The organism is Marisediminicola senii (genome assembly GCF_011057645.1).
In the GTDB taxonomy this organism is placed as follows: Bacteria; Actinomycetota; Actinomycetes; order Actinomycetales; family Microbacteriaceae; genus Marisediminicola; species Marisediminicola senii.
In genome coordinates, this window is the sequence record NZ_JAALGE010000010.1 from 1 (window position 1) to 24,690 (window position 24,690).

Annotated in this window: 22 protein-coding genes and 1 tRNA gene; 6 read left to right on the forward strand and 17 right to left on the reverse strand. The window is 69.3% G+C overall.

Translation table 11 applies throughout. From position 1 onward, the window contains the following. Together G5S38_RS05625 and G5S38_RS05630 are read left to right on the forward strand one after the other, a co-directional pair. A partial coding sequence (locus G5S38_RS05625; RefSeq protein WP_268921042.1) for a glycerophosphodiester phosphodiesterase family protein occupies positions 1-466 on the forward strand: 466 nt, incomplete at its 5' end. Between the two features lie 103 nt (positions 467-569). Next, positions 570-935: an RNA polymerase-binding protein RbpA gene (locus G5S38_RS05630; protein ID WP_165065624.1), complete on the forward strand. Its 366-nt coding sequence runs from the start codon at positions 570-572 to the stop codon at positions 933-935. Positions 936-983: 48 nt separating this feature from the next. Here the strand turns inward: G5S38_RS05630 and G5S38_RS05635 are convergent, their stop codons facing one another. From G5S38_RS05635 to G5S38_RS05680, 10 genes are all read right to left on the reverse strand, one after another. Beyond that, positions 984-1,745 (reverse strand): polyprenol monophosphomannose synthase, encoded by a 762-nt coding sequence (locus G5S38_RS05635; protein ID WP_165065627.1) that lies wholly within the window; start codon positions 1,743-1,745, stop codon positions 984-986. Further along, positions 1,738-3,324: an apolipoprotein N-acyltransferase gene (gene lnt, locus G5S38_RS05640; protein ID WP_165065630.1), complete on the reverse strand. Its 1,587-nt coding sequence runs from the start codon at positions 3,322-3,324 to the stop codon at positions 1,738-1,740. Before lnt ends, G5S38_RS05635 begins: the two co-directional genes overlap by 8 nt. Positions 3,325-3,372: 48 nt before the next feature. Then, entirely contained in the window at positions 3,373-6,045 is a 2,673-nt protein-coding gene (locus G5S38_RS05645) for a DEAD/DEAH box helicase (RefSeq protein ID WP_165065633.1), read from the reverse strand. Next, complete coding sequence (gene tatC / locus G5S38_RS05650) at positions 6,042-6,800, reverse strand: twin-arginine translocase subunit TatC (protein WP_165065636.1); 759 nt, start codon at positions 6,798-6,800, stop codon at positions 6,042-6,044. The genes G5S38_RS05645 and tatC overlap by 4 nt, the downstream gene beginning before the upstream one ends. Positions 6,801-6,847: 47 nt before the next feature. Then, a complete protein-coding gene (gene tatA / locus G5S38_RS05655) occupies positions 6,848-7,123 on the reverse strand; it encodes a twin-arginine translocase TatA/TatE family subunit (protein WP_165065639.1) in 276 nt (91 codons plus the stop codon). Positions 7,124-7,202: 79 nt separating this feature from the next. After that, a complete protein-coding gene (locus tag G5S38_RS05660; protein ID WP_165065641.1) occupies positions 7,203-8,207 on the reverse strand; it encodes a helix-turn-helix transcriptional regulator in 1,005 nt (334 codons plus the stop codon). Beyond that, the gene (locus G5S38_RS05665; RefSeq protein ID WP_235928926.1) at positions 8,200-9,150 is read right to left on the reverse strand and encodes a helix-turn-helix transcriptional regulator; all 951 of its coding nucleotides are present in this window, start codon (positions 9,148-9,150) and stop codon (positions 8,200-8,202) included. Before G5S38_RS05665 ends, G5S38_RS05660 begins: the two co-directional genes overlap by 8 nt. Positions 9,151-9,341: 191 nt before the next feature. Continuing rightward, positions 9,342-10,274 carry an FKBP-type peptidyl-prolyl cis-trans isomerase gene (locus G5S38_RS05670; RefSeq protein WP_165065648.1) on the reverse strand — a complete coding sequence of 311 codons (933 nt, stop codon included), beginning with the start codon at positions 10,272-10,274 and terminating at the stop codon, positions 9,342-9,344. A gap of 79 nt (positions 10,275-10,353) precedes the next feature. Beyond that, entirely contained in the window at positions 10,354-11,421 is a 1,068-nt protein-coding gene (locus G5S38_RS05675) for a tRNA (adenine-N1)-methyltransferase (RefSeq protein WP_165065651.1), read from the reverse strand. Then, positions 11,418-12,137 (reverse strand): HAD family hydrolase, encoded by a 720-nt coding sequence (locus G5S38_RS05680; RefSeq protein WP_268921043.1) that lies wholly within the window; start codon positions 12,135-12,137, stop codon positions 11,418-11,420. Before G5S38_RS05680 ends, G5S38_RS05675 begins: the two co-directional genes overlap by 4 nt. 126 nt (positions 12,138-12,263) lie before the next feature. On the opposite strand from G5S38_RS05680, the gene G5S38_RS05685 reads away from it, so the two are divergent. After that, positions 12,264-13,322 (forward strand): proteasome assembly chaperone family protein, encoded by a 1,059-nt coding sequence (locus G5S38_RS05685; RefSeq protein WP_235928923.1) that lies wholly within the window; start codon positions 12,264-12,266, stop codon positions 13,320-13,322. A gap of 69 nt (positions 13,323-13,391) precedes the next feature. Here the strand turns inward: G5S38_RS05685 and mshC are convergent, their stop codons facing one another. The 3 genes from mshC to G5S38_RS05700 all read right to left on the reverse strand — a co-directional run bounded on the left by mshC (position 13,392) and on the right by G5S38_RS05700 (position 16,972). Beyond that, a complete protein-coding gene (gene mshC, locus G5S38_RS05690; RefSeq protein WP_165065657.1) occupies positions 13,392-14,678 on the reverse strand; it encodes a cysteine--1-D-myo-inosityl 2-amino-2-deoxy-alpha-D-glucopyranoside ligase in 1,287 nt (428 codons plus the stop codon). An 88-nt stretch (positions 14,679-14,766) separates the two neighbouring features. Next, the gene (locus tag G5S38_RS05695; RefSeq protein ID WP_165065660.1) at positions 14,767-15,609 is read right to left on the reverse strand and encodes an undecaprenyl-diphosphate phosphatase; all 843 of its coding nucleotides are present in this window, start codon (positions 15,607-15,609) and stop codon (positions 14,767-14,769) included. Between the two features lie 46 nt (positions 15,610-15,655). Beyond that, positions 15,656-16,972 carry a M20/M25/M40 family metallo-hydrolase gene (locus tag G5S38_RS05700; protein ID WP_165065663.1) on the reverse strand — a complete coding sequence of 439 codons (1,317 nt, stop codon included), beginning with the start codon at positions 16,970-16,972 and terminating at the stop codon, positions 15,656-15,658. Positions 16,973-17,158: 186 nt separating this feature from the next. On the opposite strand from G5S38_RS05700, the gene G5S38_RS05705 reads away from it, so the two are divergent. After that, positions 17,159-17,244, forward strand: a tRNA-Leu gene (locus tag G5S38_RS05705). Between the two features lie 140 nt (positions 17,245-17,384). Here the strand turns inward: G5S38_RS05705 and G5S38_RS05710 are convergent. After that, on the reverse strand, positions 17,385-18,545 hold the full coding sequence (locus G5S38_RS05710) for a M23 family metallopeptidase (protein WP_165065666.1): 1,161 nt from the start codon (positions 18,543-18,545) through the stop codon (positions 17,385-17,387). Positions 18,546-18,830: 285 nt separating this feature from the next. Between G5S38_RS05710 and G5S38_RS05715 the strand changes: the two genes are divergently transcribed. Then, positions 18,831-19,565, forward strand: coding sequence for a DUF72 domain-containing protein (locus tag G5S38_RS05715; protein WP_165065669.1), 735 nt, complete (start codon positions 18,831-18,833; stop codon positions 19,563-19,565). Positions 19,566-19,604: 39 nt separating this feature from the next. Here the strand turns inward: G5S38_RS05715 and G5S38_RS05720 are convergent, their stop codons facing one another. Genes G5S38_RS05720 through nirB form a run of 3 tightly spaced genes read right to left on the reverse strand, consistent with a single transcriptional unit; the run spans position 19,605 to position 24,162 of the window. Next, the gene (locus tag G5S38_RS05720) at positions 19,605-20,792 is read right to left on the reverse strand and encodes a uroporphyrinogen-III synthase (protein WP_165065672.1); all 1,188 of its coding nucleotides are present in this window, start codon (positions 20,790-20,792) and stop codon (positions 19,605-19,607) included. A gap of 5 nt (positions 20,793-20,797) precedes the next feature. After that, complete coding sequence (gene cobA / locus G5S38_RS05725) at positions 20,798-21,574, reverse strand: uroporphyrinogen-III C-methyltransferase (protein ID WP_165065675.1); 777 nt, start codon at positions 21,572-21,574, stop codon at positions 20,798-20,800. Next, positions 21,571-24,162, reverse strand: coding sequence for a nitrite reductase large subunit NirB (gene nirB / locus G5S38_RS05730; RefSeq protein WP_235928924.1), 2,592 nt, complete (start codon positions 24,160-24,162; stop codon positions 21,571-21,573). Before nirB ends, cobA begins: the two co-directional genes overlap by 4 nt. A gap of 161 nt (positions 24,163-24,323) precedes the next feature. Between nirB and nirD the strand changes: the two genes are divergently transcribed. Then, entirely contained in the window at positions 24,324-24,689 is a 366-nt protein-coding gene (nirD, locus tag G5S38_RS05735) for a nitrite reductase small subunit NirD (RefSeq protein WP_165065680.1), read from the forward strand. Position 24,690: the final 1 nt, after the last annotated feature.

Below are 24,690 nucleotides of genomic sequence, written 5' to 3' on the forward strand. Positions count from 1 at the left end.
CCCGTGGCTGCGGTTCAACATCGACGTCAAGTCCGACGACGCGGTCGACCCCACGGTGGAGGCGATCCTTTCGGCGGGTGCCCTCGACCGGGTGCTGGTCACCTCGTTCAGCGAGAGACGACGTACAGCCGCCACTCGCCAGCTCCCCGGGGTGGCCACGTCGGCGTCGGCCCCGCTCGTGGCGCGGTCCTTCGCCGCCGCGGCGATCGGCAGCAGCCGCGGCACCCGGCTCGCCCTGCGCGGGGTGCCTGCCGCGCAGGTGCCGGAGCGCTACGGACGCGTGCGCATCGTGACCGCCCGCACCGTTCGCACATTCACAGCGGCGGGCGTAGAGGTGCACGTCTGGACGGTGAACGACGCCGACACGATGGTGCGGCTGCTCGGCCTGGGGGTGCACGGACTGGTCACCGACCGTGCGGATATCGCGATCGACGTGATAGCGTCACGGCGCCGCAAGCACATCTGAGGCGAACCGGCAAGTGGCTGTGAACCCGAACAAAAACCGGACAGCATGGAACAAATCGGACACGGTAGGGGTTTACCGAGTATCGCGAGAAAGGGGCCACACAATGGCAGATCGCAGTTTGCGCGGAATGAGACTCGGATCACAGAGTCTGCAGAGCGAAGAAGGCGTCACCTTCTCCCCTCGAGTCACCAGCACGTACCAGCAGGCCGACGGCACGACCTTCGAGGTCACCTTCGCCGCCGACGCCGAGGTTCCCCAGGTGTGGGAGTCGCCGAAGAGCGGCCAGGAGGGCATCCTGCTCGCCGCCGACGGCAAGCTCACCGTGCTGGAGGAGTCAGACGCCAAGGTGCCACGCACCCACTGGGACATGCTCCTCGAGCGTCGCACCCGGGGCGAGCTCGAAGAGCTGCTCAACGATCGACTGGACGTACTGCGGGCTCGCAAGGGCCAGCAGAAGGTCGGGGCCTAGTCCCCACCCGATGCGGTTGAACCCGCATCGATTCACGCCCCTCGCCGCTCAGCGGCGGGGGGCGTTTCTCACGGGCCGGCGCGGTGCGCGGTCGCCCGCGGGCAGCAGTGACATGACGCCCCACACGGTGATGCGCCAGAGCGCCTCGGCGACGATCCCCGGTCGCATCTTCGACGAGCCGACGGTGCGGTCGCGAAACGTGATGGGGTGTTCGACCACCGACGCGCCCCCGGAGTCGAGGCGCCAGGCGACCTCCACCTGAAAGCAGTAGCCGCGGGATGCCACGGCCCGCACGTCGATCTCCTGCAGGGCGACGACGCTCGCGACGCGGAACCCCGAGGTCAGGTCGTGCACGCCGGAGCGCAGCATCAGCCGAGAGTAGGTGTTGCCGGCGCGGGAAATCAAACGGCGCAGCAGTGTCCAGTCGACGGCGGAGCCGCCGGGCACCCAGCGCGAGCCGATGACGAGGTCGGCGCCGTTCTCGGCCAGCGCGACCATCGCGGGCAGCTCGGCCGGGTCGTGCGACCCGTCGGCATCGATCGCCACCACGAAGCGGTAGCCGAGGTCGATGGCGCTGCCGAAACCGGCGACGTAGGCGGCACCGAGCCCGGACTTGGCCGGCCGGTGCAGCACCGAGATCGCCGGGTCGGCTGAGGCGAGCTCGTCGGCGAGGGCCCCCGTGCCGTCGGGGCTCGAGTCGTCGACCACGAGCACGTCGGCGCCCGGCAGCGCCGCGCGGATGCGCGTGACGATGCTGCCCAGCGCGTCGATCTCGTCATAGGTGGGAATGACCACGAGCACTTCAGGCACGGGATCGCCCCCCTGCTCGCGCAGCCCTCCGGGCGAGTACCCCCGCGGCGGCGAGGCCGAGCAGTCCGAGGCCGACGATCGCGAGTTCGAGCTCGCGCCCGATGGCGGTCGCCGCGGTGGTCGTGGTGCTCAGGGGCACGTCTTCGACCATCGAACCCGGCTCGAAGGTGGGCAGCCGGTCGATGGTGCTGCCGTCGGGCGCGATGATCGCCGAGGTGCCGACGGTGGAGGTGTTGACCACGCTGCGGCCGGTCTCGATCGCGCGCATGCGGGCGATCGCGAGCTGTTGCACGCTCTCGTCGCTCTGCCCGAAGTCGGCGTTGTTGGTGGGGGCGAGGATGATGTTGGCCCCGTCGTCGATCATCTGGCGCATGGATGCGTCGCTGACGATGTCGAAGCAGATCGCCACCCCGCCGACGATGGCCTGCCCCGAGTCGCCCACCAGCTCGACGATGTTGTCGCGGGTACCGATGGAGTAGTCGCGCGGAATCAGTGACAGCAGCTCGGGGGCGAGCGGGTACCAGAAGTCACGGTCGGGGATGTACTCCGCGAACGGTACCGGGTTGATCTTGTCGTACTGGTCGACCGCGCCGGTGCCGTTCTCCCACAGGAGCACGCTGTTGTAGATGTCGTCGCCGTCGACGGTGAAGGTGCCCGCGACCAGCGGGGCGGACAGCTGGTCGGTGACCCGGTCGAGCGCGGAGGCCGCGAACGGCTCACGCAGCGGGTCGATGTCTGCCGCGTTCTCTGGCCACACCACGAGGTCGACGTCGTCGCCGTAGAGCGGCTCGGTGGCGTCGAGGTGGTTCTGTAGGATCTCGCCGCGCTCGTACTCGGCGAACAGGCCCGCGTTGGAGTTGCCCTGCACGGCGGCGATGCGGGCCGTTCCCGAATAGGCCACCGGGAACGTAGGCACGAGCAGCATGACCAGGAGCAGGGCAGCGGGCGCGGCGAGCAGCAGCCGGCGACGGGACAGCTCGCGCACGGCTTGCACGATGAGGGCGCTGACGAGGGCGATGAGGAAGGTGAGGCCCGAGACTCCCACCCACGACGCGAGGCTGCCGAACGGGCTCTCCGACTGGGAGAACGCGAGCCTGCCCCAGGAGAAGCCGCCGTACGGCCAGGTGCTCGACACGTATTCGCGCGTCATCCACAGGGCGGCGACGAGCACGGGAACCAGTGCGCGCCGGCCCCAGGCGGAGGGGAACGCCCGCTGCCCCCACCGCCAGGCGAGGGAGATGAGCACGCAGCCGAGGGCGAAGAAGATGGTCTCGAGCCCGGCGAGGGCGAGCCACGGCACCGCACCGAGGTAGATGGTGAGCCAGAAGATGTGGGTGCCCCAGAACGCGAACCCGGCGAGTAGCCCGACCAGCAGCGAGCCCCAGAAGCGGCGGCCGACGAGGGAGGCGAGGATGAGCGGGGTGCCGACGAAGATCAGCGGCCACCAGCCGAGCCCGGGGAACGCGGCGGCGTTCGCGATACCGCCGATGACGCCGGTGAAGGTCGCGATGGAGAGCGGAAGCAGCGGCCGCGACGCGGTGCGGCCCGGCGCGGCATCCACTCTGGCAACGTCGATCATCCGGTACAGCCTAGGTCGCCGAGCGCTGGCGCCTGCCGGGCAGCCCGGTCACGCAACGCTGCTGTAGGCGACGATGCCGCGGCGGATCGACTCGAGCGCCGTGCGGGCGGTGGGGCCGACCGGGGCATCGGCGACCACCGAGAGCTGGTCGAGCATGTCGATGGTCTGCTTGGTGAGGCGCACGAAGTCGCCGGCGGCGAGGTCGGAGTCGCGCAGCACGGCGTCGAGGCTCGCGCCCTGCGACCAGCGGTTCATCGCGAGCGAGAGGCCGGTGGAGATCGGGTTGCTGCCGGGCAGCTTGTTGTCGCGCTCGATGTCGTCGAGCTTCGCCCACAGGTCGGTGGTCTTCTCCAGCGCCGGCCGGAACGCGCCCTTCGGCAGGTAGCGGTCGCTGAGCTGGCCCTCGTCGCGGCGCGGCTCGTAGACGAGCGCGGCAGCCATGGCGGCGAGTCCTGCGGGGTCGAGGTCGTTCCACACGCCCTGCCGCAGGCATTCGGCCACGAGCAGGTCGCGCTCGCCGTAGATGCGGCGGAGGATGCGTCCGGGCCCCGCCACCTGAACGGCACCGTGCTCGTCGCGATCGAGGTAGCCGAGGGCGGTGAGCACGTCGGTGACGCGGTCGAACACCTTGGCCACTGCGCCGGTGCGCCCGCGGATCTGGCGGGTGAGGTCGTCGGTCTGCTTCTTGAGTCGCCACCAGCGTTCCGACCAGCGGGCGTGTGCCTCGCGGTCGTTGCAGCTGTGGCATGGATGCTGCTTCAGGCGCCTGCGCAGGGCGGTGAGCTGGTGCTGCCGACGTTCGCGCTCGCCGCGGCTGCCCGGTTCTCCCCGGGTGGCGCCTTTGTGCTCGAGGTCGGTGAGTTCGCGGCGGATGCCGGCGTATTCGGCGAAGTCGCCGAGGTGGCACTGCATGGCGGTGCGGTAGCCGTCGAGGGACTCCTGCTGGCTGCGCACCTTGCGGGCGAGGTCGACGACGGCGCGGTCGGCCTGGAACTGCGCGAACGACGACTCGAGCACCTCGCGCGTGCGGCTGCGCCCGAACTGCTCGATGAGGTTGACGGCCATGTTGTAGGTGGGCCGGAAGCTCGAGTTGAGCGGGTAGGTGCGGCGCGAGGCGAGCGACGCGACGGCTTGCGGGTCGAGCCCGTCGTGCCACTGGATGACGCTGTGGCCCTCGATATCGATGCCGCGGCGGCCGGCGCGACCGGTCAGCTGGGTGTACTCCCCCGGCGTGATCGGCACGCGCGCCTCACCGTTGAACTTCTCGAGCTTCTCGAGCACCACGGTGCGGGCGGGCATGTTGATGCCGAGGGCGAGGGTCTCGGTGGCGAACACGACACGCACGAGCTTGCGGCGGTAGAGCTCCTCGACGACCTCCTTGAAGGCGGGCAGCATGCCCGCGTGGTGTGCGGCGACGCCGCGTTCGAGGCCTTCGAGCCATTCCCAGTAGCCGAGCACCCCGAGGTCTTCGTCGAGCAGGGTGCGGCAGCGGTCTTCGACGATCTCGCGGATCTCCTGGCGTTCGGCCGAGGTCGTGAGCCGCACGCCCGCGCGGAGCACCTGGGCGACGGCCTGGTCGCATCCCACCCTGCTGAAGATGAAGAAGATCGCGGGGAGCAGGTTGTGCTCCTCGAGCAGCGCGATCACCTGCGGGCGCTTCATCATGAATTCCTGCGGGCGGTTGTGGCCGCCTCGGGACTGCCGACGGTCGTCGTGGTTCACCCGGGAGGTACCGGCGCGGGCCCCGGAGCGCGCCATCTGGGTCAGCTCGGGGTTGACCCGCGCGGTGGACTGCGCGACCGGGTGCCGGGTGGTCTCTGGCCGGGTGGTGTCGGAGCGGGTGGTGCCGGCGGGGGCCGAGTCCGCACGAGCGGCGCCGGCGGGCGCGGGGCTGGCCGGTGCGGTGCCTGCTGCGGCGACGCTCGCGGACATGTCTCCCGCGGCGGCGGCCTCGGCGGCGATGCGCTGGCCCTTGTTGCGTCCGGCCTTGCGTGACGGGGTGACGGTGAGGGCGCCGGGCGAGCCCATGCCGGTCGGGGTGTCGAACAGGTCGATGAGCTTGGTGCGCATGAGGATGTGCTGGTCGAGGGGCACCGGGCGCTCCTCCGAGACGATGACGTCGGTCTGCCCACGCACCGCCTGCAGCCAGTCGCCGAACTCCTCGGCGTTGGAGACCGTCGCGCTGAGCGAGACCAGGCGCACCCGCTCCGGCAGGTGGATGATGACCTCTTCCCACACGGCGCCGCGGAACCGGTCGGCGAGGTAGTGCACTTCGTCCATGATCACGAACGCGAGGTCGGTGAGCAGGTCGGAGTCGGCGTAGAGCATGTTGCGCAGCACTTCGGTGGTCATCACGACGATGCGGGCGCCCGAGTTGATGTTGGTATCGCCGGTGAGCAGGCCCACCTCGCTGGGGCCGTACTCGCGCACGAACTCCTGGAACTTCTGGTTGCTCAGCGCCTTCATCGGCGCGGTGTAGAACACCGTGGCGCGGGGCTGCTGCATGGCGAGGTAGACCGCGAACTCGGCGACCACGGTCTTGCCCGCGCCGGTGGGTGCGGCGACGAGCACGCTGTTGCCGCGCTCGAGTGCGGCGCAGGCGCTCAGCTGGAACGGGTCGAGGTCGAACTGCTGGCGCGCGCGGAATGCGTCGACCATCTGCAGCCCCCGGCGGTTCTTGGCGGCGGCGAAGCGTTCGGCTGGGGAGAGTTGGTCTGTCATACGGGTGCACTGCCCATTTCGTCGGCGAGGAATCGTTCGGCGCGCCTGGCCGCGACGCGGTCGTGCACCCACGCGATGCCGGCGGCGATGAAGTACAGCACCACCATGGGGATCGCGAGGAGGAACATCGAGTAGACGTCGGCGGCGGGGGTCGCGATGGCGCAGAACACCGTGATGGCGAGGATCGCCCAGCGCCAGCCCATCAGGATGCCTTTGGCCGAGATGACCCCGAGAAAGTTGAGCAGCACGACGAACACCGGGAGCACGAAGGCGATGCCGACGGCGAAGACCAGCTTCATGGCGAAGTCGAAGTAGTACTTCGACTGGAAGATCGAGGTGTCTTCCGGTGGGGCGAAGCCCGCGAGGAGCTCGACGATGTGCGGGAAGACGTAGAACCCGGCCGCGCACCCCGCGAGGAACAGCGGAACAGCGGAGAAGAAGAACCCGAAGGTATAGCGCTTCTCTCTGCGCGACAGGGCAGGGACGATGTAGGCGAAGATCTGGTACAGCCAGACCGGGCTGGAGACGACGAGGCCGATGTAGAGGGCCATCTGCATGCGCAGGTCGAAGGCCCCGGTGACGGTGTCGTAGTTGAGGCTCGCGTTGCGGGAGGCGGCGATCTCGACGATGGGCGCGCGCAGCAGGTCGAGCACGTATTCGGCGGTGATGAAGCCCACGATGCCGCCGATGAGCACGCCGAGGAGGGCCCGGAAGAGCCTTTTGCGCAGCTCGATCAGATGTGCGCCGAGCGACATCCTGGCTTCTGCGTTGTGGCTCGCCTTAGTGCGAGGAGCCACTGTCGCTAGGGCTTCGGATTGTGCTCAGTCGCACTGTGGGGGGTTGCACTGTGGGGAGCAGGGGCGCTGGTCGACGTGTGCGGGGCCGACGGCGTCGTCGAGTTGGGCACAGTCGTGGCGTCTGCCTGGTCGTTCGGCCGATTGGTCTTCATCTCGGACTTGAAGATGTTGAGCGACTGGCCGACGCTCTTCGCCAGCGCGGGCAGCTTGGTCGCACCGAAGAGCAGGAGGACTACGACGAGGATGACGATCGCGTGCCATCCGGTCAAGTTGTTCAGCATGATGTGTCCTTGATCTCGCGTTGACGTTTATCTATTTTACCCCCGCGGCCATGAATGGACCGTGTGTGGTGCCGGAACGTCACGTCGCGGATGGGGCCGTCGGGTTCGTGGACTCGTACCGCGCGGTGGCCGCGCGGGCCCAATCGGCGACGACGCGGCGGGCCTCCGGCGGGTCGACCACGGTGACGACACCGGGGAGGCTCGCGACCAGGCGCTTGAGCCCGTGGTAGTGCGAGACGTGGATCGTGGTGCGCACGACGCCGTCGACGGAGGTGGAGTTCGCGTCATCCGGCATGTAGTCGGCGATGAGCGGAACCGCCGACGGGGCGACGTCGATCGTGACGAGCAGGTCGTCGGTGGAACCCTCGAAGAGCGTGTCGGGCAGGGTGACATCGGCCGCGTGGCGGGTGATGGGCAGGTCGGTGATGCGCGGGTCGACGATGCGGTCGATCCGGAAGGTGCGCACGGCTTCGCGCAGGTGGCACCAGCCGCGCAGGTACCAGTCGGCGTCGATCGACTCGATACGCAGCGGGTCGACACGGCGGTGCTGGTGCAGCCCCTTCGAGCTGAGGTAGTCGAACTCGACCTGCAGGCCGGCGGCGACCGACTCGCGAACCACCGCCAGGGTCGCGTCGGAATCCGTGGCCTCGACGGCGACCTGGCTGGGGGTGGCGGATGCCCCGCGCGCGAGCTTCGCCATGAGGGAGTCGATCGCGCTCCGGTCGGCGTTCTCGGGCAGCGCGGAGAGGTATTGCAGCCCCGCGATGAAGGCCGCGGCCTCTCGGCCGGAGAACCTCGGCGAGTCGTCGATGGCGACCATGTTGGTGAGCACGATCTCGTCGTGGTCGTCGAAGCGATCCCAGGCGATGTCGAACAGGTCGCCGTGCTGGTAGGCGCTGGTCTCGCCGGGGATGCCGGAGACGGCGATCAGCCGCACGGCGTCGCGGATCTGCGCCTCGGTGACACCGAACTGGTCGGCCGCCTCGGTGACGGTGACGGAACCCTGGTCGATGAGCCAGGGCACCAGCGACAGCAGGAAGGCGAGCTTGTCGGTCGCGTGCTGGGGTTTCGGCCGCTCAGCCATGGTCGTTCTCCGTCTGGCGCAGGCGGGCGATGACGGCGTCGCGCAGTGCGGGCGGATCGATGACGAGCACTTCCGGGCCGTATCCCGCGAGCTCGTCCGCGATGATGTTGAGGTCTGAGTAGTGCAGGCGGAGGGTATCGTCTGCTGCGGTCTCGGTGCCCCTGCGCTTTCGCAGGCGGGTGGCGGCATCCGAATCGGGCATCACCTCGACGATGGCGGTGTGGTTGTTCCAGACCTCGTCGAGTTCACGCAGGGCGATGGAGGACTGGTCGCCGCCACGGGGCGTGAACGACGTGCCGGTCGGGATGATTTCGCTGACGATGCGGCGCAGCAGGAAGGTCTTGCGCACGCCGGTGTCTGCCTCTTCGGCGCTGAGATGCCAGCGCCCCTGGTGCTGCACGAGCGCGAGGGGCATCACGGTGCGCACGCGCGCGTCGGACTCCCCCGGCTTGAGGTAGGCGAAGCGCACCACAGAGCTGCGTTCGAGGGCGGTGCTCAGGGGTTCGAAGGCGGCGTCGCGGGAGCGCAGCTGGGTGACGTAGCCGAGCACGGGAACGTCGGCGGTGCCGCCGAGCGAACGCAGCTTGAGGAGGGCCCTGCGGGACTCGGTCGAGAGCGAACCCTCGCGCCAGACCATTGCGGCGAGGTTGAGGAGCGTGGTCTCCTCGGCGGAGAACGAGATGTCGGCCGGCAGTTCGTAGGACCCGCGCGGGATGCGGTAGCGCAGGGTCTGGTTGTTGCCGGCCTGTCCGGGCGACTCGATGGTCTCGAGGGGCACTCCGAGGTCGCGGATGTCGTCCTTATCGCGCTCGAACTGTCGCTCGAGGTTCGCGTTCGCGCCGGAGGTCGAGTAGCGCTGGCGGTAGCCCTGCACGGTCGACAGGATCTCGCTCTTGGTGAGGCCGGTCTCGGTGGCGAGCAGGGCGAGCACGAGGCTGAACAGCCGCTCCTCGACGGGGACGCGGGGCGGGGCCGGTTCGCGCGGCGTCGGTGCGCTGGTAGGCGCACCGGAGGGCGCGGTGTCGGGTAATGGCTGGCCCGCGGGGGTCTTCTTGCGTGCTGCTGGCACGATGCCGTCCTAGCGGGGTGCTGGTGGAGAGTGGAGAGCGGATCGCTCCTCGCGGGTAGCCCCGATCAGGTGAGCGTTCCGAGGATGTCGATCACGTAGACGATAGTCGACGAGGCTGGAGCGGCCTCGGTACCGCCGACGTCTGCCGGGATGACGGCGACGACCTGCGACCCGACGGTCTTTCCGACGAGCACTTCGCGGAGCCCCTCGCTGATGTCGGTTCCGGCGAGGTTGAGCACGGCCGTGGAACCGGTCTCCCAGGTCGAGGAGGTGACGGCGCCGGTGTTCCAGTCGACGGCGGTGAGCTTGGCGACCAGCGCGGAATCGTCGGTGACCTTCTCGCCGTCGCCCTTGCGCAGGGTTCCCGAGCTGAGTTCGGTCGGGGCGAGCGCGTTGGGGATGGTGATGCCCGGCGTGCCGTCGGGGGCGGTGACCACGGCGGGGAGGTCGCCGTCGACGGCCTGGAACGAGCCATCGGCCCGGGCGTCGAAGGCGTCGAGCACGTCGATCACGTAGACGACGGAATCGTCGGTCGACGCCTGCCCCTGGTCGCCGACGTTCGCCTGGGCCGACGCGGTCACCGCGACGCGGGAACCGACCGTGACGCATTCGAGCGCATTGCCGAGGGCGGGAAGGCCGCTATCCCCGACGGTGAAGAGGCTGCCCGCGTCCTCGGCGTAGGAGGTCTGCTGGATGACGGTGCCGTCGGTGCCGTTGAGGATCGTCGCCTCGATGAGCACGGGCTGCCCGGTCTCCAGTTCGTCGCCGTCGCCCGCCTCGATGACGGATACCTGCACGCCGTCGCTGACCAGGGGTACCGGGAAGGTGACCTCGGGTGCTGCACCGAAGTCGGTGTCGGTCTCGACGGTGTCGGATGCCGACCCGCTCGTGATGCCGGACGGGCAGTCGACCTCGACCTCTTCGTTAATCCCGCCGGAACACGCGGTGAGGGTGGCCAGGACGCTGGCGGTGACAATCAGCGCGGACAGTCTGCGCACGGAGGCCTCTTCTCGGTACTGCGGGTTTCGGTGCTGCGGGTTTCGGTGCTGCGGGGTGGCGCGGAACGACTGGCCAATTCTAGGTGGCTGGTGCGCCCGCGTCCGGCTCGTCGGCGCCCGGCGCGTTGGCCCCCGGTACGTTCGCCTCGGCGGCCATGGCACGGTCGGCCGATGCCCGGGCGGCGCGGGCGGCCTTGCGCAGCCGCTTGTCGGTCGCGGTGCGCTCGCCGAGAGCGCCGGGGGTCCAGGCCTCGACGTCGTCGTCGCTGAAGTCGGTCTTCGACGCGCGACGCTTGAGCTGCGGCAGCACGGTGTCCGGCGCGAGCCGGCGGGCGGTCATCAGGAACCCGGTGTGGGCGACCATGCGATGGTCGGGGCGCACGGCGAGGCCCTCGACGTGCCAGCCGCGCACGATGGTCTCCGAGGAGTCGGGCTCGGTGAACTCGCCGGTGGCGCGGATCGCCTCGGCGACGCGCGACAGCTGGGTGACCGTGGCGATGTAGCAGATGAGTACGCCACCGGGAGTGAGGGCGTCGGCGACGTCGTCGATGCACTCCCACGGGGCGAGCATGTCGAGGATGACACGGTCGACGGACCCGGGGGCGACGGCGGTGGGCAGCTCCTCGACGAGGTCGCCGACGGTGACCGACCAGTTGCGGGGCTCGGCTCCCAGGAACGCCGTGACGTTGCCGGTGGCGACATCGGCGAATTCCTGGCGGCGTTCGAAGGAGTGCAGGCGCCCGGTCGGTCCGATCGCGCGCAGCAGCCACAGGGCGAGGGCGCCTGAGCCGACACCCGCCTCGACGACCGTCGCGCCGGGGAACATGTCGCCGAGCGCGAGGATCTGCGCGGCATCCTTCGGGTAGATGATGGCGGCGCCGCGGGGCATCGACATGACGAAGTCGCTGAGCAGCGGGCGCAGCGCCAGGTACTCGTCGCCGGTGGTGCCGAGCACGACCGAGGCGTCGGGCCTGCCGATGACGGAGTCGTGCTCTACTCCCCCGCGGTGGGTGTGGAAGATCTCGCCGTGCTCGAGCGTGATGGTGTTGAGGCGGCCCTTGGGGCCGGTGAGCTGCACGCGGTCGCCGCCGCGGAACGGGCCGCTCTGGCGGCGGAAGGCGTCGGGCGCGGCAGTATCGGCGCTCATCGGGCGATCCCGGCGGTGGCGTTCGCGACGTGGGCGGTGAACAGCGACGCGATGTCGGCCAGGGTCTTGCCCTCGAGGCCCGGCCACAGCGTGTGGCGGTCGCTCGCCGGGAGGGTGGAGTGCAGCGGAATGGCGATGGTCATGGCCCCGGATGCCTCGGCAGACGCGACGCCGGGAACCGAGTCCTCGATCGCGACGCATCGCACGATATCCACCCCGAGCAGCTCGGCGGCGTGCAGGTAGGGGGCGGGGTCTGGCTTGGCCGCGGAGACGTCGTCGCCTCCGACGATCACGTCGAACGCCGCGAACCCGATGGCGTCGGCGACGGTCTGGGCCATGCGGTGCACCGACATCGTGACCATCGCGGTCGGTACGCCGGCCGCCTTGAGTTCGGCGAGGAGTTCGCGGGCTCCCGGGCGCCATGGCACCTCGACGGCGACCTGCTCGAGTACCCGCGTGGTCATCCAGTCCACGATCTCGTCGGCGGAGAGCGCGACTCCCTTGGACTGGAAGGTGGCCGCGGCATCCCACAGCCCCATTCCGACGACGCCCATGGCATCGTCGTGCGTCCAGGTGCCGCCGTGCGATTCGATGAGCTCGGTCTCGGCCATCATCCAGTAGGGCTCGGTGTCGACGAGGGTGCCGTCCATGTCCCAGAGCACTGCTGCGGGGGCGTTTGCGGGAGGGGTGGTCGGGGCGCTGCTGTCGGAAGTCACGATGCCCCATAGTACCGGGGGCGCACTCGGCGCCCCGCGGGCCGGGCAGGGGGCGGTGCGGCTGGGTTCTATCCTTGAGGGATAGCTTGGAGCTGGACCAGTTCGGTCCGGCAAGCGGAGGACTTTGTGGCTGACAGCTCGGAAACCTTGAAGGGACGACTTCTCGTCGTCGCATTCGAGGGATGGAATGACGCGGGAGAAGCGGCGAGCGGTGCGGTTCGCACCCTGAAGCAGCTGCTCGACCTGTATCCGATCGCCGAGGTGGAGTCGGAGGACTACTTCGACTACCAGTTCAACCGCCCGACCGTGACGTCGGATGATGACGGCAACCGGCTGCTGGTCTGGCCGTCCGTGACGATCTATGGTCCGACCTCGGTGCTCGGGCAGGGCAGGGCCGGGCAGGTCGGGCAGGTCGAGGTCGAGGTCGAGGCCGAGCAAACCGGTCAGGTCGAAGCACCGATCATGGATGCCTCGAGCCCGGCCGGGCCCGCGGTCGGCGACGGTTCGTCGGCGAACATCGCCGCCGACGCGCAACTGTCGATGAGCGCGGCCAACAACGCCAACATCTACCTCATGCTGGGCACCGAGCCGTCGCGCGGCTGGAAGAGCTTTACCGCCGAGATTCTCGCGACCGTGCAGGAGACTAACGTCTCGGCCATCGTGATGCTCGGTGCGATGCTCGCCGACGTTCCGCACACCCGGCCGATCTCGGTGTTCGTCAGTTCGGAGAACGAGCAGATGCGCTCCCGCCTCGGCGTCGAGCGCAGCTCGTACGAGGGCCCGGTGGGCATCCTCTCGGTGCTCGGGGAGGCCGCCGAGAAGGCCGGCATTCCGACCCTGTCGATCTGGGCGTCGGTTCCGCACTACGTGCACAACGCGCCGTCGCCCAAGGCGACCCTCGCGCTCATCGACAAGCTCGAGGAGATCATCGACGTCGTCATCCCCCGCGGAGACCTCGTCGACGACGCCGCCACCTGGGAGAGCGGTATCGACGCCCTCGCCAGCGAGGACGAAGACATGTCGAACTACATCGAGCAGCTCGAGCAGGCCCGCGACACCGTCGACTCTCCCGAGGCGAGCGGCGAGGCCATCGCGCAGGAATTCGAGAAGTACCTGCGCCGCGGCGAGGAGAAGCCCGACTCGGGTGGCTCCGCCGGCGACGAGCCGTGGCGGCCCAAGGAGTAGATGGAGCCGGGCTGGCTGCGCTCGCCGCGGACGTGCGGGCGGCCCGCAGCCTCCGCGCCGGCGATACGGCTAGCGCAGGCGGATGCCGAGCAGCGCGTCGATCGCGGTGACGGCGGCCGCGGTGGCGGGGCATGCGGCAGCGATGGCGGCGTCCACGACCGCGAGGGCGGCCGGGGTGTCGAGGTCGTCGGCCACCGCGGTGCGCAGGGCGTCGACCACGGGGTCTGGTGCGTCGGAGCCTGCGGTGGCGGGCGCCGCGGCATCCACCTCGGTCGATCCTGTGGATGCTGCTGCCCAGGCGGTCCAGCGCTCGAGGCGGGCGGTGGCGGAGACGAGGGTGTCGGCCGTCCATTCCCAGTCGGTGCGGTAGTGGTGGTCGAGCAGGGCGAGGCGGATGCTGCGAGGGTCGACTCCCCGCGCGGTGAGCTGTGATACCAGCACGAGGTTGCCGAGCGACTTGCTCATCTTCTCGCCCTGGTAGGCGACCATTCCGGCGTGGGCGTAGATGTCGGCGAACGGCTCGCCCGTGATCGACGACGCGTGGCCGGCGCTGAACTCGTGGTGGGGGAAGATCAGGTCGGATCCGCCGGCCTGCACGGTGATCGGCGACGCGAGCCGGTTGATGGCGATGACGGAGCACTCGATGTGCCAGCCGGGGCGGCCGCGCCCGACGCGGGATTCCCAGGCCGGTTCGCCGACGCGGGCGGCACGCCACAGCAGCGGGTCGAGGGGGTCGCGCTTGCCGGGGCGGCCAGGGTCTCCCCCGCGCTGCCGGGAGAGCGCGAGCATGGTGTCGCGGTCGAGGCCGCTCTCGAGGCCGAGGTGCCACGGGCCGGTCTCGGCGGCGCGGGCGCTGTCGAAGTAGAGGTCGTTGTTGCCATCGACCGAATCGTCAGTCGCGACCTCGTAGGCGGTGCCGTGACTGACCAGGGTCTCGACGGCATTGCTGATCTCGGTGATGACATCGGTCACGGCGACGTAGTGGTCGGGCGGCCGGATGCCCAGCGCGGTCATGTCGGAGCGGAACAGGTCGGTCTGCGATGCGGCGAGCTCGCGCCAGTCGACGCCGGTCGCGGTGGCGCGTTCGAGCAGTGGGTCGTCCACATCGGTGGTGTTCTGCACGTATTCGACGCCGACGCCGGCGTCGAGCCAGGCGCGAACCAGGGTGTCGAAGGCCAGGTAGGTGGCAGCGTGGCCGATGTGGGTGGCGTCGTAGGGGGTGATTCCGCAGACATAGAGGGATGCGACGCCGTGCGACGATGCGGAACGCAACTCACCGGTGGCGGTGTCGTGCAGCATCGGAACGGGGCCGGTACCCGGGACCAGCGGAATCTCGGGCATGCTCCACGATTTCACTCGTTAAGGGTACGTCGCGTAGCTGGGGGCTCCGACCATGGTGGTTCGGCGCCCGGGCGGTGCCTGGTGGTTCTGCGCCGCTCGTCGCCTACAGCGGGTCGAGCACACCCGTGGCGAGCAGCACGAGCAGTACGCTGCCGAGGACGAGGCGGTAGATCACGAACGGCATGAACGACTTGGTCTTGATGTACTGCATGAGGAACGCGATGACCGCAAGCCCGACGCCGAACGCGACCACGGTGGCGACCCCGGTCTCGAGGTAGCTGAACGGGGTGTCGACCTCGGGCTCGGTGATGCTGTTGTAGAGCTCGTAGAACCCGCTGCCGAAGACCGCGGGCACCGCGAGCAGGAAGGCGTACTGCGCGGCCGCCGGGCGTTCGTAGCCGAGGGCGCGGCCCATGGTGGTGGTGGCGCCGGAGCGCGAGACGCCGGGGATCAGGGCGAGCGTCTGGGCGAGGCCGTAGAGGATGCCGTCTCGGTAGGTGATGTCGTCGAGCTTCTTGTCGCGGCGCCCGAGCTGGTCGGCTATCCCCAAAATGATGCCGAACACGATGAGCACGATGGCGACGAGCCACAGCGACCGGAACGCGCCGCGGATGGTCTCCTGCAGGAAGAATCCGGCGAGCACGATCGGAACGGTGCCGATGATGATGAGCCAGCCCATGCGCACGTCGGCGTCGTTCTTGGCGATGCCCGACGTCGGCGTGAAGTGGCGGAACCACTTGCCGATGATGCGCGTGATGTCGCCCCAGAAGTACACCAGCACGGCGGCCTCGGTACCGAGCTGCGTGATGGCGGTGAAGGTCGCGCCGGGGTCGGTGGCCGACGGCAGGATCTCGCCCGCGATGCGCAGGTGCGCGCTCGACGAGACGGGGAGGAACTCGGTCAGCCCCTGGAGGATGCCCAGGATGATCGCTTCGATAAAGCTCACGCGGTATTGCCGTTCTGGTTAGTGGAGCAGAGGTTCGCGCGTGGTTCTAGTACTCGAGCAGCAGGTCGCGCAGCACGGTGCGCCCGAAGGCGAGCGCGTCGAGCGGCACGCGCTCGTCGACCCCGTGGAACATGCCGGGGAAGTCGAGGTCGGCCGGCAGCTTGAGCGGTGCGAACCCGTATCCCTTGATGCCAAGCAGCGAGAGCGCCTTGTTGTCGGTGCCGCCACTGAGCATGTACGGCAGCACGGGGGCGCCGGGGTCGTGCCGGTTCAGCATCCCGGTGATCGCGTCGACGAGCGGGCCGTCGAAGCCGTTCTCGAGTCCGATGTCGCGGTGCAGCACCTGGATCTCGATATCGGGGCCGATCAGCTCGCGGACTTCAGCGAGCACCTCGTCTTCCCTGCCAGGCAGGGTGCGGATGTCGATGAGTGCCTCGGCGGTGTCGGGGATCACGTTGTGCTTGTACCCGGCGGTCAGCTTCGTCGGGTTCGTCGTGTTGCGCAGCGATGCGCGGATGAAGCTGCCGGGTGATCCGGTGGCGATCGCGAGTTCATCCATTCCGACGACCTCGGGGTCCTTGTCGAGCAGGCGCGCGAGCTCGGCCATGAGCGCCCTCGTGGTGTCGGTGAGGTGGATGGGCCACTGGCGGCGGCCGAGGATGGCGACCGCTTCGGCGAGCTTGGTGACGGCGTTGTTCTCGATCACGCGCGAGCCGTGCGCGGCGGTGCCGCGGGCGATGAGCTTGATCCAGACCAGGGCCTTCTCGCCGGTCTGCAGCAGGTAGGAGCGCTGGCCGCCGAGGGTGATGGAGTAGCCGCCGACCTCGCTGATCGCCTCGGTGGCGCCGGCGAAGACCTCGGGGTGGTTGTCGACCATGTAGTGCGAGCCGAACACTCCCCCGTTCTCCTCGTCTGAGAAGAACGCGACGATGAGGTCGCGGGCGGGCTGCTGGCCGGAGGTGAGGATGTCCTGGACGGCGGTGATGATCATCGCGTCCATGTCCTTCATGTCGACAGCTCCTCGGCCCCAGAGCATGCCGTCCTTGATCTCGCCGGCGAACGGGTCGACGCTCCAGTTGGCCGGGTCGGCCGGCACGACGTCGGTGTGACCGTGCAGCACGAGGGCGCCGGTGTCGGACGGTGCGCGGCCCTCGATGCGGGCGATGACCGAGGTGCGGCCGGGGGCGGCGTCGAAGTACTGGGTCTTCAGCCCCAGCGCCTCGAGCTTCGCGCCGAGGTATTCGGCCGCCTCGGTCTCGCTCTTCGCGTTGCCCTCTCCGTAGTTCGTAGTGTCGAAGCGGATGAGGTCACGCGCGATCGCTGCGGTCTCCTCGAGGGGCGGGGTCTGCTGTTCTGACGTCACGCGTTCAACCGTACCGGGAGGCGCGGCATCCACTGGCCTGTGCCATCGGGGGCGCTCGCCGTGTCGTCGCGTGGTGCTTCGGGTGGGCGACGCGGGTCGGATTGGCCTGATTGCGGGGTGGATTTGGAGCACCTTCGAGCCGTGCTATTCTCAAACGTCGGCAAGTCCTGAGGGCTTACCGGATGCGCGCGGATGGCGGAAATGGCAGACGCGCTAGCTTGAGGTGCTAGTGCCCGTATTAGGGCGTGGGGGTTCAAGTCCCCCTTCGCGCACAGCGAATGGATCGGGTGAAAACCCGGAAGTTCGAATGATGGGCCGCAGTGATCACGATGTGATCGCCGTGGCCCATTTCTGGTTTCCGGGGCTTGGCCAAATGGAGACAGCGTCGCACCGCCCATGATCCTGCTGCGGCTTAGCTGACGCCCTTGGACTGCAGGAACGGCGTCGGAGAGATTGCCACTCCCCCGCGCCTGATCTCGAAGTGCAGGTGGCATCCGGTGGAAACCCCGGCGGTGCCGACGGCCGCGATCTGCTGGCCCGCGTTCACCTGAGCGCCGACACGGACCAGAATTCCATTCGAGAACATGTGCGCGTAGCTGGAAGTGATGCCGTCACCGTGGTCGATCGTGATCTGGTTGCCATAGCCACCTGCCGGCCCTGCGGCAATCACCTTGCCAGCCGAGGCCGCGAAGATGGCAGTGCCGCAGCTGCTTCCATAGTCATCGCCGGAGTGCAGTCGATAGTCCCTGTAGACGGGGTGCAGTCGATTTCCGTATGCCTGGAAGCTTCCGTAGTTCACGATCGGGTTGGTCCATCCCTGTGCGGAGATGGACCCGCTGACGCCGGGAGTGACCGGGCTACTGGCCGTCATCGTGGCTGCAGCGGTCCTGCGCTTCTGCTCCTCCAGCGCATACCCCTGCTCGACCGAAATGCGGGCGTCACGCAGCGTTTCGAGCTGCGCCTGTAGCTGCGCTTCCTGCGCCTGCTGATCCTGGAGTGCGGCCTCCGCCTCCGCCTGCGCCTCCGCAGCCTGCTCGAGTGACTTCTGGGAAGCCGCAGCCAGGCGTGCAAGCTCCGTCTCAGCCACGGAGGCCTGTGCGCCCAGCGCATCGGCGGTGCGTGTCGCGACCGTCGCCCTCGTGAACAGCGACTCGTCACGCTCGGCGAGCTTCGTGGTCGTGCTCAGGCGATCCAGGAGGTCGGTGCCGCTGTCCCCGCCGAAGAATACTTCGAGTGTGGGGTCGTTCGTCGATCGGGCGAGCATCGCCGCTTGCTGCCCGGCCCTGGTCTTGATCTCCTCGGCCTCGGCGTCGGCGTCATCCGCCTGTTCCAGGAGGGTGGCGGTGTGCCCGGTTGCCTCGTCCAGGAGGTCGCGCGCCTCTTGCAATTCCTCGCCACGCTGTTCAGCGAGGGCGTTGGCCTCGTCGACCCGGGTCGTCAGGGCATCCAGCAGCCCGGTGATGCGAGTGATCTCGGCCCGGGTCGCCTCCTCGCTTCCTCGCGCGGCTTCGACGTCTGCCCACGTGGGGTTATCCGGCTCTGCAGAGGCCGCAGCTGAGCCACCGGCGAGCATCGCAAAGACGAGAACCGCGGCTGCGATGCCGTTTCGAGATCGACGGATTTTCGATGCCTGTGTGCTGGCCGTGTTAGTCAGTTCTCTGCTCCGAAGTCCATTCACATGTCTGCCGGTCTCTCCTGGCGACTGTTCATGCTTACATGCGTTTGCTTGGAACAGTGTTTTTTGGTGAAAAGTCACGTCCTGGCCGACGGCGTCGGATCAGGCGGTACTCAGCCCTCGCGAGACATTCCAGCGCTGGTTCACCGTAGTGAGGCGACATTTTTCGGGTTGGATTGGATCATGATGGCGAGGATCGGTACTTCCGGCTGGAGCTACGACCATTGGGGCGGCGTGCTGTACCCGCCCGGGATGGCGCCGCGCGATCGCCTCGCGCGGTACGTGGAGGCGTTCGACACCGTCGAGCTGAACGCGAGCTTCTACCGGTGGCCGCGTGCCGCGACGTTCGCATCGTGGCGGCGCCGCCTGCCGGAGGGATTCGAGCTGACGGTGAAGGCCCCGCGCGGCATGACCCACGCCCGCAAGCTGTATGCGCCGGAGGAGTGGATCGACCGCATGGCGGTGAGCCTCCACGAGCTGGCGGGTCGGCGCGGGCCGCTGCTGGTGCAGCTTCCGCCGGCGCTCGAGCGGGACGACGATCGCCTCGACTGGTTCCTCGCCCGACTCCCCCACTGGATGCGTCCGGTCATCGAGTTTCGGCACGCGTCGTGGAACGACGAGGCAGTCTTCGCGCTGCTCGAGCGCCACGGCGCGACCTACTGCGTCACGAGCGGCGCCGGTCTGCCGTGCGTGCTGCGCGCGACGTCGAACACGGTCTACATCCGGTTCCATGGCCCGGACGACGAGCACCTCTACGCCGGGTCGTATCCCGCGGAGGCGATCGCGTGGTGGGCCGACCGCATTCGCGAGTGGGAGGGGCAGGGACGTGAGGTGTACGGGTACTTCAACAACGATGGGGGCGGCAACGCGGTGCGTGATGCCTGGGCGTTGCGTGCTGCCGTGGCATCCATCGCCTGAGGGTTCTGGGCACTGGACGCGCCACGCGAATGCCGCGTGTCACACCGACAGGCGGTAGCCGCGCTTGATCACGGTCTCGACGAGTCCGGGGCGCTTGAGGTTCTGCCGCAGGCGGCTGAGTGCGACCTCGAGGGCATGGTCGTCGAGCACGGTCGGCGTCGATGCGGCGAGCGCGGTGCGCGAGACCACGTCGCCCCGCGCGGCCACGAGTGCGCGCAGCAGGGCGAGCGAGGTGGGCGGCAGCACCGACCTGGCGCCGTCGATGAGCACGACGGCTCCGCGCAGCTCGATCAGGCCGTTGCTGGTCTGGATACTCGTGACGCGGTCCTTCTCGAGGCGGTCGCAGACCAGCTTGATGAGGGCGCCGAGCCGAAAGCGGTCGGGCTGGATGACCGGGATGCCGAGGGCGATGAGCGGCTCGGCCGTGACGGGACCTACCGCCGCCGCGAGCACTGCCGAACGGAACGCCTCGGCGACCTCGGAGAGCCTGCCGAGCGCCTCCGCGGTGCTGAACAGCGCGTGCACGGCAGGAGCGCTGGTGAACGTGACCGCGTCGAGCTGCTGCCCGGCGATGGCCTCGATGAGGCGCTCGACCCGGGCGTCTGAGGTGTCGAGCCCGAGCCAGCGGTACGGCGCGACGGTCAGCACCCGGTGCCCGGCGGAGCGCAGGCGGTCGAGCTGGTGCTCGTCGGTGTAACCGTGCAGCTGGATCGCGACCGTGCGCGGCTCGGGGAAGTCGGCCAGCGTCTTGGTAACCAGGCTCGCGGTGGTCTCCTCGTCGCTCATGGCGGTGTCGTTGAGTCCTGCCGCCCGGATGCCGCCGCGCGCCTTGGGTCCGCGCACGAGGATGCTGGTGTCGGCGAACGCATCGAGCAGGTCGTCGCCGAGCCCGCCTGCGTCGGCCACTTCGAACCAGCGCCGGATGCCGTACGAGGTGGTGGCGAGCAGCACGTCGGGCCGGCTCTCGATCATCGCGCGGGTGTCGGCGAGGATCGGCTCGTCGTCGACCCTGGCGGCCATCTTGAGCGTCGGCGCGTGCAGCACCGTCGCCCCGCGCCGCTTCAGCGCGTCGATGAGGTCTTCCGACCGGCGGTCGCTGGTGACGCCGATGCGAAAGCCGTCGAGCTGGTCGAACCGGAAGCCGACGGTGCCGGTGTCGGTGGAGGGTTCGGTAGAAAGAGGAGGAGCCACCGGGCTGGCGTCGGCGCCCGCCGTCGCATCCGTCATGGCCGTCACTCCGAGGGGGCGAGCGCCGCGGCCGTCTCGAGCACGAACGCGGCGTTCGCGTCATCCCGATTCGCATACGCCACGACCTCGCCGATCACGAGCACCGCCGGCGACTTCACGCACGCGGCGGTCGCGTCGTAGACGATGCGGTCGAGCGACGAGAAGATCGACCGCTGCTCGCGCGTGTAGCCCCGTTCGATGACGGCGATGGGGGTGGATGCCGGCAGCCCGTGTCGCACGAGGCCCTGGGTGATCTGCGGCAGGTTGCCCACGCCCATCAGCACCACGATGGTGCTGGCGAGCCCCGCCAGCCCGGCCAGCTCGGTCTCGCTGAACGGAGCGTGCCCCGACACCACCGTGAACATGCGGCTGACGTCGCGGTGTGTGACGGCGATACCGGCCGCCGCGGGCACGGCGACCGCGCTGGAGACCCCGGGGATCACCGTGACCTCGACGCCGGCGGCGCGGCAGGCCATGACCTCTTCTCCCCCGCGGCCGAAGACGAACGGGTCGCCGCCCTTGAGGCGTACGACGCAGGATCCCTCGAGGGCATGCTTCACGATGAGCCCCTCGATGTCGCACTGCGGGATCGGGTGGTGGCCCGGGGTCTTGCCGACGTCGATGAGTAGTGCCGTCGGGGCGAATTGGGCCAGCCGGTCGTGGGGTGCGAGGCGGTCGTAGAGCACGACGTCGGCGGCGGCGAGCGCCTTGACCGCGCCGAGGGTGAGGAGGTCTTCCGAGCCGGGTCCGCCCCCGACGAGGTAGACCTGCCCGGGAGTCATGCTCCCTCCCGCACGGGGATGCGCGACCCGCTGAGCAGCACGCCCTTGCCCGCGGCGCGTTCCTCGTCGGTGGGTGGGCGCACCTGGTCGCGTTCGGGCACCCGCAGGTGGCTCGGGTCGGCCTCCTCCGGCGCGTTGACGAAGGTGCGGAACCGGCGCAGACGCTCGGGGTCGCGCAGGGTGGCCGCCCACTCGTCTTCGTAGTTCTCGACGTGCTTCGCCATCGCCGACTCGAGTTCGTCGGCGAGGCCGAGGGAGTCGTTCACGACCACGTCGTACACGTGCTCGAGGCCGCCCTCCATCTCCTCCATCCAGCGTGCGGTGCGCTGCAGGCGGTCGCCGGTGCGGATGTAGTACATCATGTAGCGGTCGATGTACGTGATCAGGGTCTCGTCGTCGAGGTCGCCGACGAGCAGGTGGCCGTGGGCCGGCTGGTATCCCCCGTTGCCGCCGACGTACATGTTCCAGCCCTTGTCGGTCGCGATGACCCCGACATCCTTGCCGCGGGCCTCCGCGCATTCGCGGGCGCACCCCGAGACCCCGAACTTGAACTTGTGCGGGGCCCGGAGGCCGCGATAGCGGAGTTCGAGCCGCACGGCCATGGCGACGGCATCCTGCACCCCGAAACGGCACCAGGTCGACCCGACGCAGCTCTTCACGTTGCGGAGCGCCTTGCCGTAGGCCTGCCCGGATTCGAACCCGGCGTCGACGAGGCGCTTCCAGATCTCGGGCAGCTGGTCGAGGCTCGCCCCGAACATGTCGATGCGCTGCCCGCCGGTGATCTTCGTGTAGAGACCGAAGTCGATGGCCACCTGGGCGATGACCGCGAGCTTCTGCGGGGTGACCTCGCCGCCCGGCATCCGTGGAACCACCGAATAGGAGCCGTCACGCTGCAGGTTCGCGAGGGCGCGGTCGTTGGTGTCCTGCAGGCCGGCGCGACCCTCGCCGAGGATGTACCCCTGGTGCTGGCTGGCGATGACCGACGCGATGGTGGGCTTGCAGATGTCGCAGCCGCGGCCGGTTCCGTAGGTCGAGATGATCTCGTCGAACGAGGTGAGCCCGGTGACCCGAACGGTTTCGTAGAGCTCCTGGCGGGAGAGCGGAAAGTGCTCGCACAGCGCCTTCGACACGGTCTGGCCCGATTTGACCAGTTCGGTCTCGAGGATCTTCTTGACCAGCGGAACGCACGAGCCGCACTGGGCGCCGGCGCGGGTGCACGCCTTCAGCGGGCCGAGCTCGGTGCACGCTTCGCCGTCGGGGGTGCCGATGCCGTTGACCGCGTCGCGGATGGTGTGCGCCTCGATGTTGTTGCACGAGCACACCAGGGCGGAGTCGGGCAGCTCGGAGCTGGCCGGCCCGTCGCCGCCGGCCGCGCTGAGGTAGGCGCCGGGTTCGTCGCCGAGCGCCGCGCCGAGCATCGGTCGCAGCATCGCGTATGGGCTTGCGTCGCCGACGAACATGCCGCCGAGGAGTGTCTTGGCATCGTCGGTCACGACGAGCTTCTGGTAGACGCCGCGCACCGGATCGGCGTAGACCACCTCGAGGGCGCCCTCGGTCGTGCCGAGTGCGTCGCCGAAGCTCGCGACGTCGACCCCGGCGAGCTTGAGCTTGGTCGCGTCGTCGACGGTGGTGAACTCCGCGAAGCCGCCGAGCAGCCGGTCGGCGACCACCTCGGCCATGGCATTCGCGGGGGCGACGAGTCCGGTGCAGCGGCCCTCGAAACTGGCGACCTCGCCGATGGCGAAGATGTCGGGCGACGAGGTGCGGCAGTCGGTGCCGATCACGATGCCTCCGCGCGGCCCGAGCTCGAGCCCGGCGGCCGCGGCCAGTTCGTCGCGCGGGGTGATACCGATGGCGAAGACCACCAGGTCGGCCGGCAGCACCTGCCCGTTGGCGAGGCGCACGGCCGTGACCGCCGAGCCGTCGTCGGTGAGTTGGATGTCGCGGGGCCGAGTTCCCAGGTGCAGCGCGATGCCCTTGCCGGCGATCACCCTGCCGAGTGCCTGGCCCGCGCCCTGGTCGAGCTGCGCCGACATCAGCCACGGCCCGGAGTGCACGAGCGAGGATTCTGCGCCGCGGGCGGCGAGCCCGCCTGCCGCCTCGAGTCCGAGCAGGCCACCTCCGGCGACAACCGCGCGCGGTGCCCGGCCGAGCGACACGCTCAGGCGGGCGACCTCGTCGCGCAGCCAGTCGACGTCGTCGATGGTGCGGTACACGCGAATGTGCTCGGCGCCGGGAATGTCGGGAACCGGTGCAGACGACCCGGTCGCCATGACGAGCTGGTCGAACGGCAGTCGGCGGTCGTCGCTGGTCTCGACCGTGTGGCCGATGGGGTCGATGGATGTCGCGGCGACGCCCGACAGCACCGACACGTGGTCGGGGTGCCACTCGGTCTGCGCGGTGAGTGACAGGTCGACCGACGACTCCATCCGCTGGCTGAGCGCCACCCGGTCGTACGGGGCGTGGATCTCCTCGGAGATGACCGTGATGCGGGTGGCCAGCTCCGGGTCGCGTGCCCGGAGGGCATCGGCGGCGCGGTGGCCGGCGGGCCCACCGCCGATGATGAGTACTTCGCGGGTGGTCGTCATGCTCGCCGAGGCTACGGGCACGCCGTGACGGGTCGGTTTCTGCCGTGTGTCGGCGGCATGACGCGTACCCCACAACGGGGGCGTCGCGATGTGAGGCCCGTTTCACACGGGCGTAACGTGCTCTCCGCGGGACCGAAACACGACGCCCGTACGGTCGCAGCATGACGATGACCACCAGTGCGCCCGTGACCGACGCCACGACCGGAACCTGGACCGTCGCCTGCGCGGGAGCGGAACTCGAACCCCTGTGGGGCGAGACGGTGCTTCTCGCGGGGCGGCAGATCGCCCTCATCAAGCTGTCGGACGACGAGCTGTACGCGGTCGGCAACCAGGATCCGCACACCGGAGCGTTCGTGATGGCGCGCGGGATCGTGGGATCGCGGGGCGACATCCCGACTATCGCCTCACCCCTGCACAAGGAGGTCTACGACCTGCGCACGGGGGCTGGGCTGTCGAACCCGGCACTCCGCATCGACAGCTATCCGAGCCGCATCGTCGACGGCGTCGTGGAAGTGCAGCTGCCGTAGC

What these genes read in the sequence shown, in the direction of transcription:
- tatA (WP_165065639.1), bottom strand. Translation starts at nt 7,123, where the DNA reads ATGCTGAACAACTTGACCGGATGGCACGCGATCGTCATCCTCGTCGTA.
- nirB (WP_235928924.1), bottom strand. Translation starts at nt 24,162, where the DNA reads ATGACGACCACCCGCGAAGTACTCATCATCGGCGGTGGGCCCGCCGGC.
- G5S38_RS05645 (WP_165065633.1), bottom strand. Translation starts at nt 6,045, where the DNA reads ATGACAGACCAACTCTCCCCAGCCGAACGCTTCGCCGCCGCCAAGAAC.
- G5S38_RS05630 (WP_165065624.1), top strand. Translation starts at nt 570, where the DNA reads ATGGCAGATCGCAGTTTGCGCGGAATGAGACTCGGATCACAGAGTCTG.
- tatC (WP_165065636.1), bottom strand. Translation starts at nt 6,800, where the DNA reads ATGTCGCTCGGCGCACATCTGATCGAGCTGCGCAAAAGGCTCTTCCGG.
- G5S38_RS05710 (WP_165065666.1), bottom strand. Translation starts at nt 18,545, where the DNA reads ATGCTCGCCGGTGGCTCAGCTGCGGCCTCTGCAGAGCCGGATAACCCC.
- G5S38_RS05675 (WP_165065651.1), bottom strand. Translation starts at nt 11,421, where the DNA reads ATGAGCGCCGATACTGCCGCGCCCGACGCCTTCCGCCGCCAGAGCGGC.
- G5S38_RS05720 (WP_165065672.1), bottom strand. Translation starts at nt 20,792, where the DNA reads ATGACGGATGCGACGGCGGGCGCCGACGCCAGCCCGGTGGCTCCTCCT.
- G5S38_RS05715 (WP_165065669.1), top strand. Translation starts at nt 18,831, where the DNA reads ATGATGGCGAGGATCGGTACTTCCGGCTGGAGCTACGACCATTGGGGC.
- cobA (WP_165065675.1), bottom strand. Translation starts at nt 21,574, where the DNA reads ATGACTCCCGGGCAGGTCTACCTCGTCGGGGGCGGACCCGGCTCGGAA.
- lnt (WP_165065630.1), bottom strand. Translation starts at nt 3,324, where the DNA reads ATGATCGACGTTGCCAGAGTGGATGCCGCGCCGGGCCGCACCGCGTCG.
- nirD (WP_165065680.1), top strand. Translation starts at nt 24,324, where the DNA reads ATGACGATGACCACCAGTGCGCCCGTGACCGACGCCACGACCGGAACC.
- G5S38_RS05660 (WP_165065641.1), bottom strand. Translation starts at nt 8,207, where the DNA reads ATGGCTGAGCGGCCGAAACCCCAGCACGCGACCGACAAGCTCGCCTTC.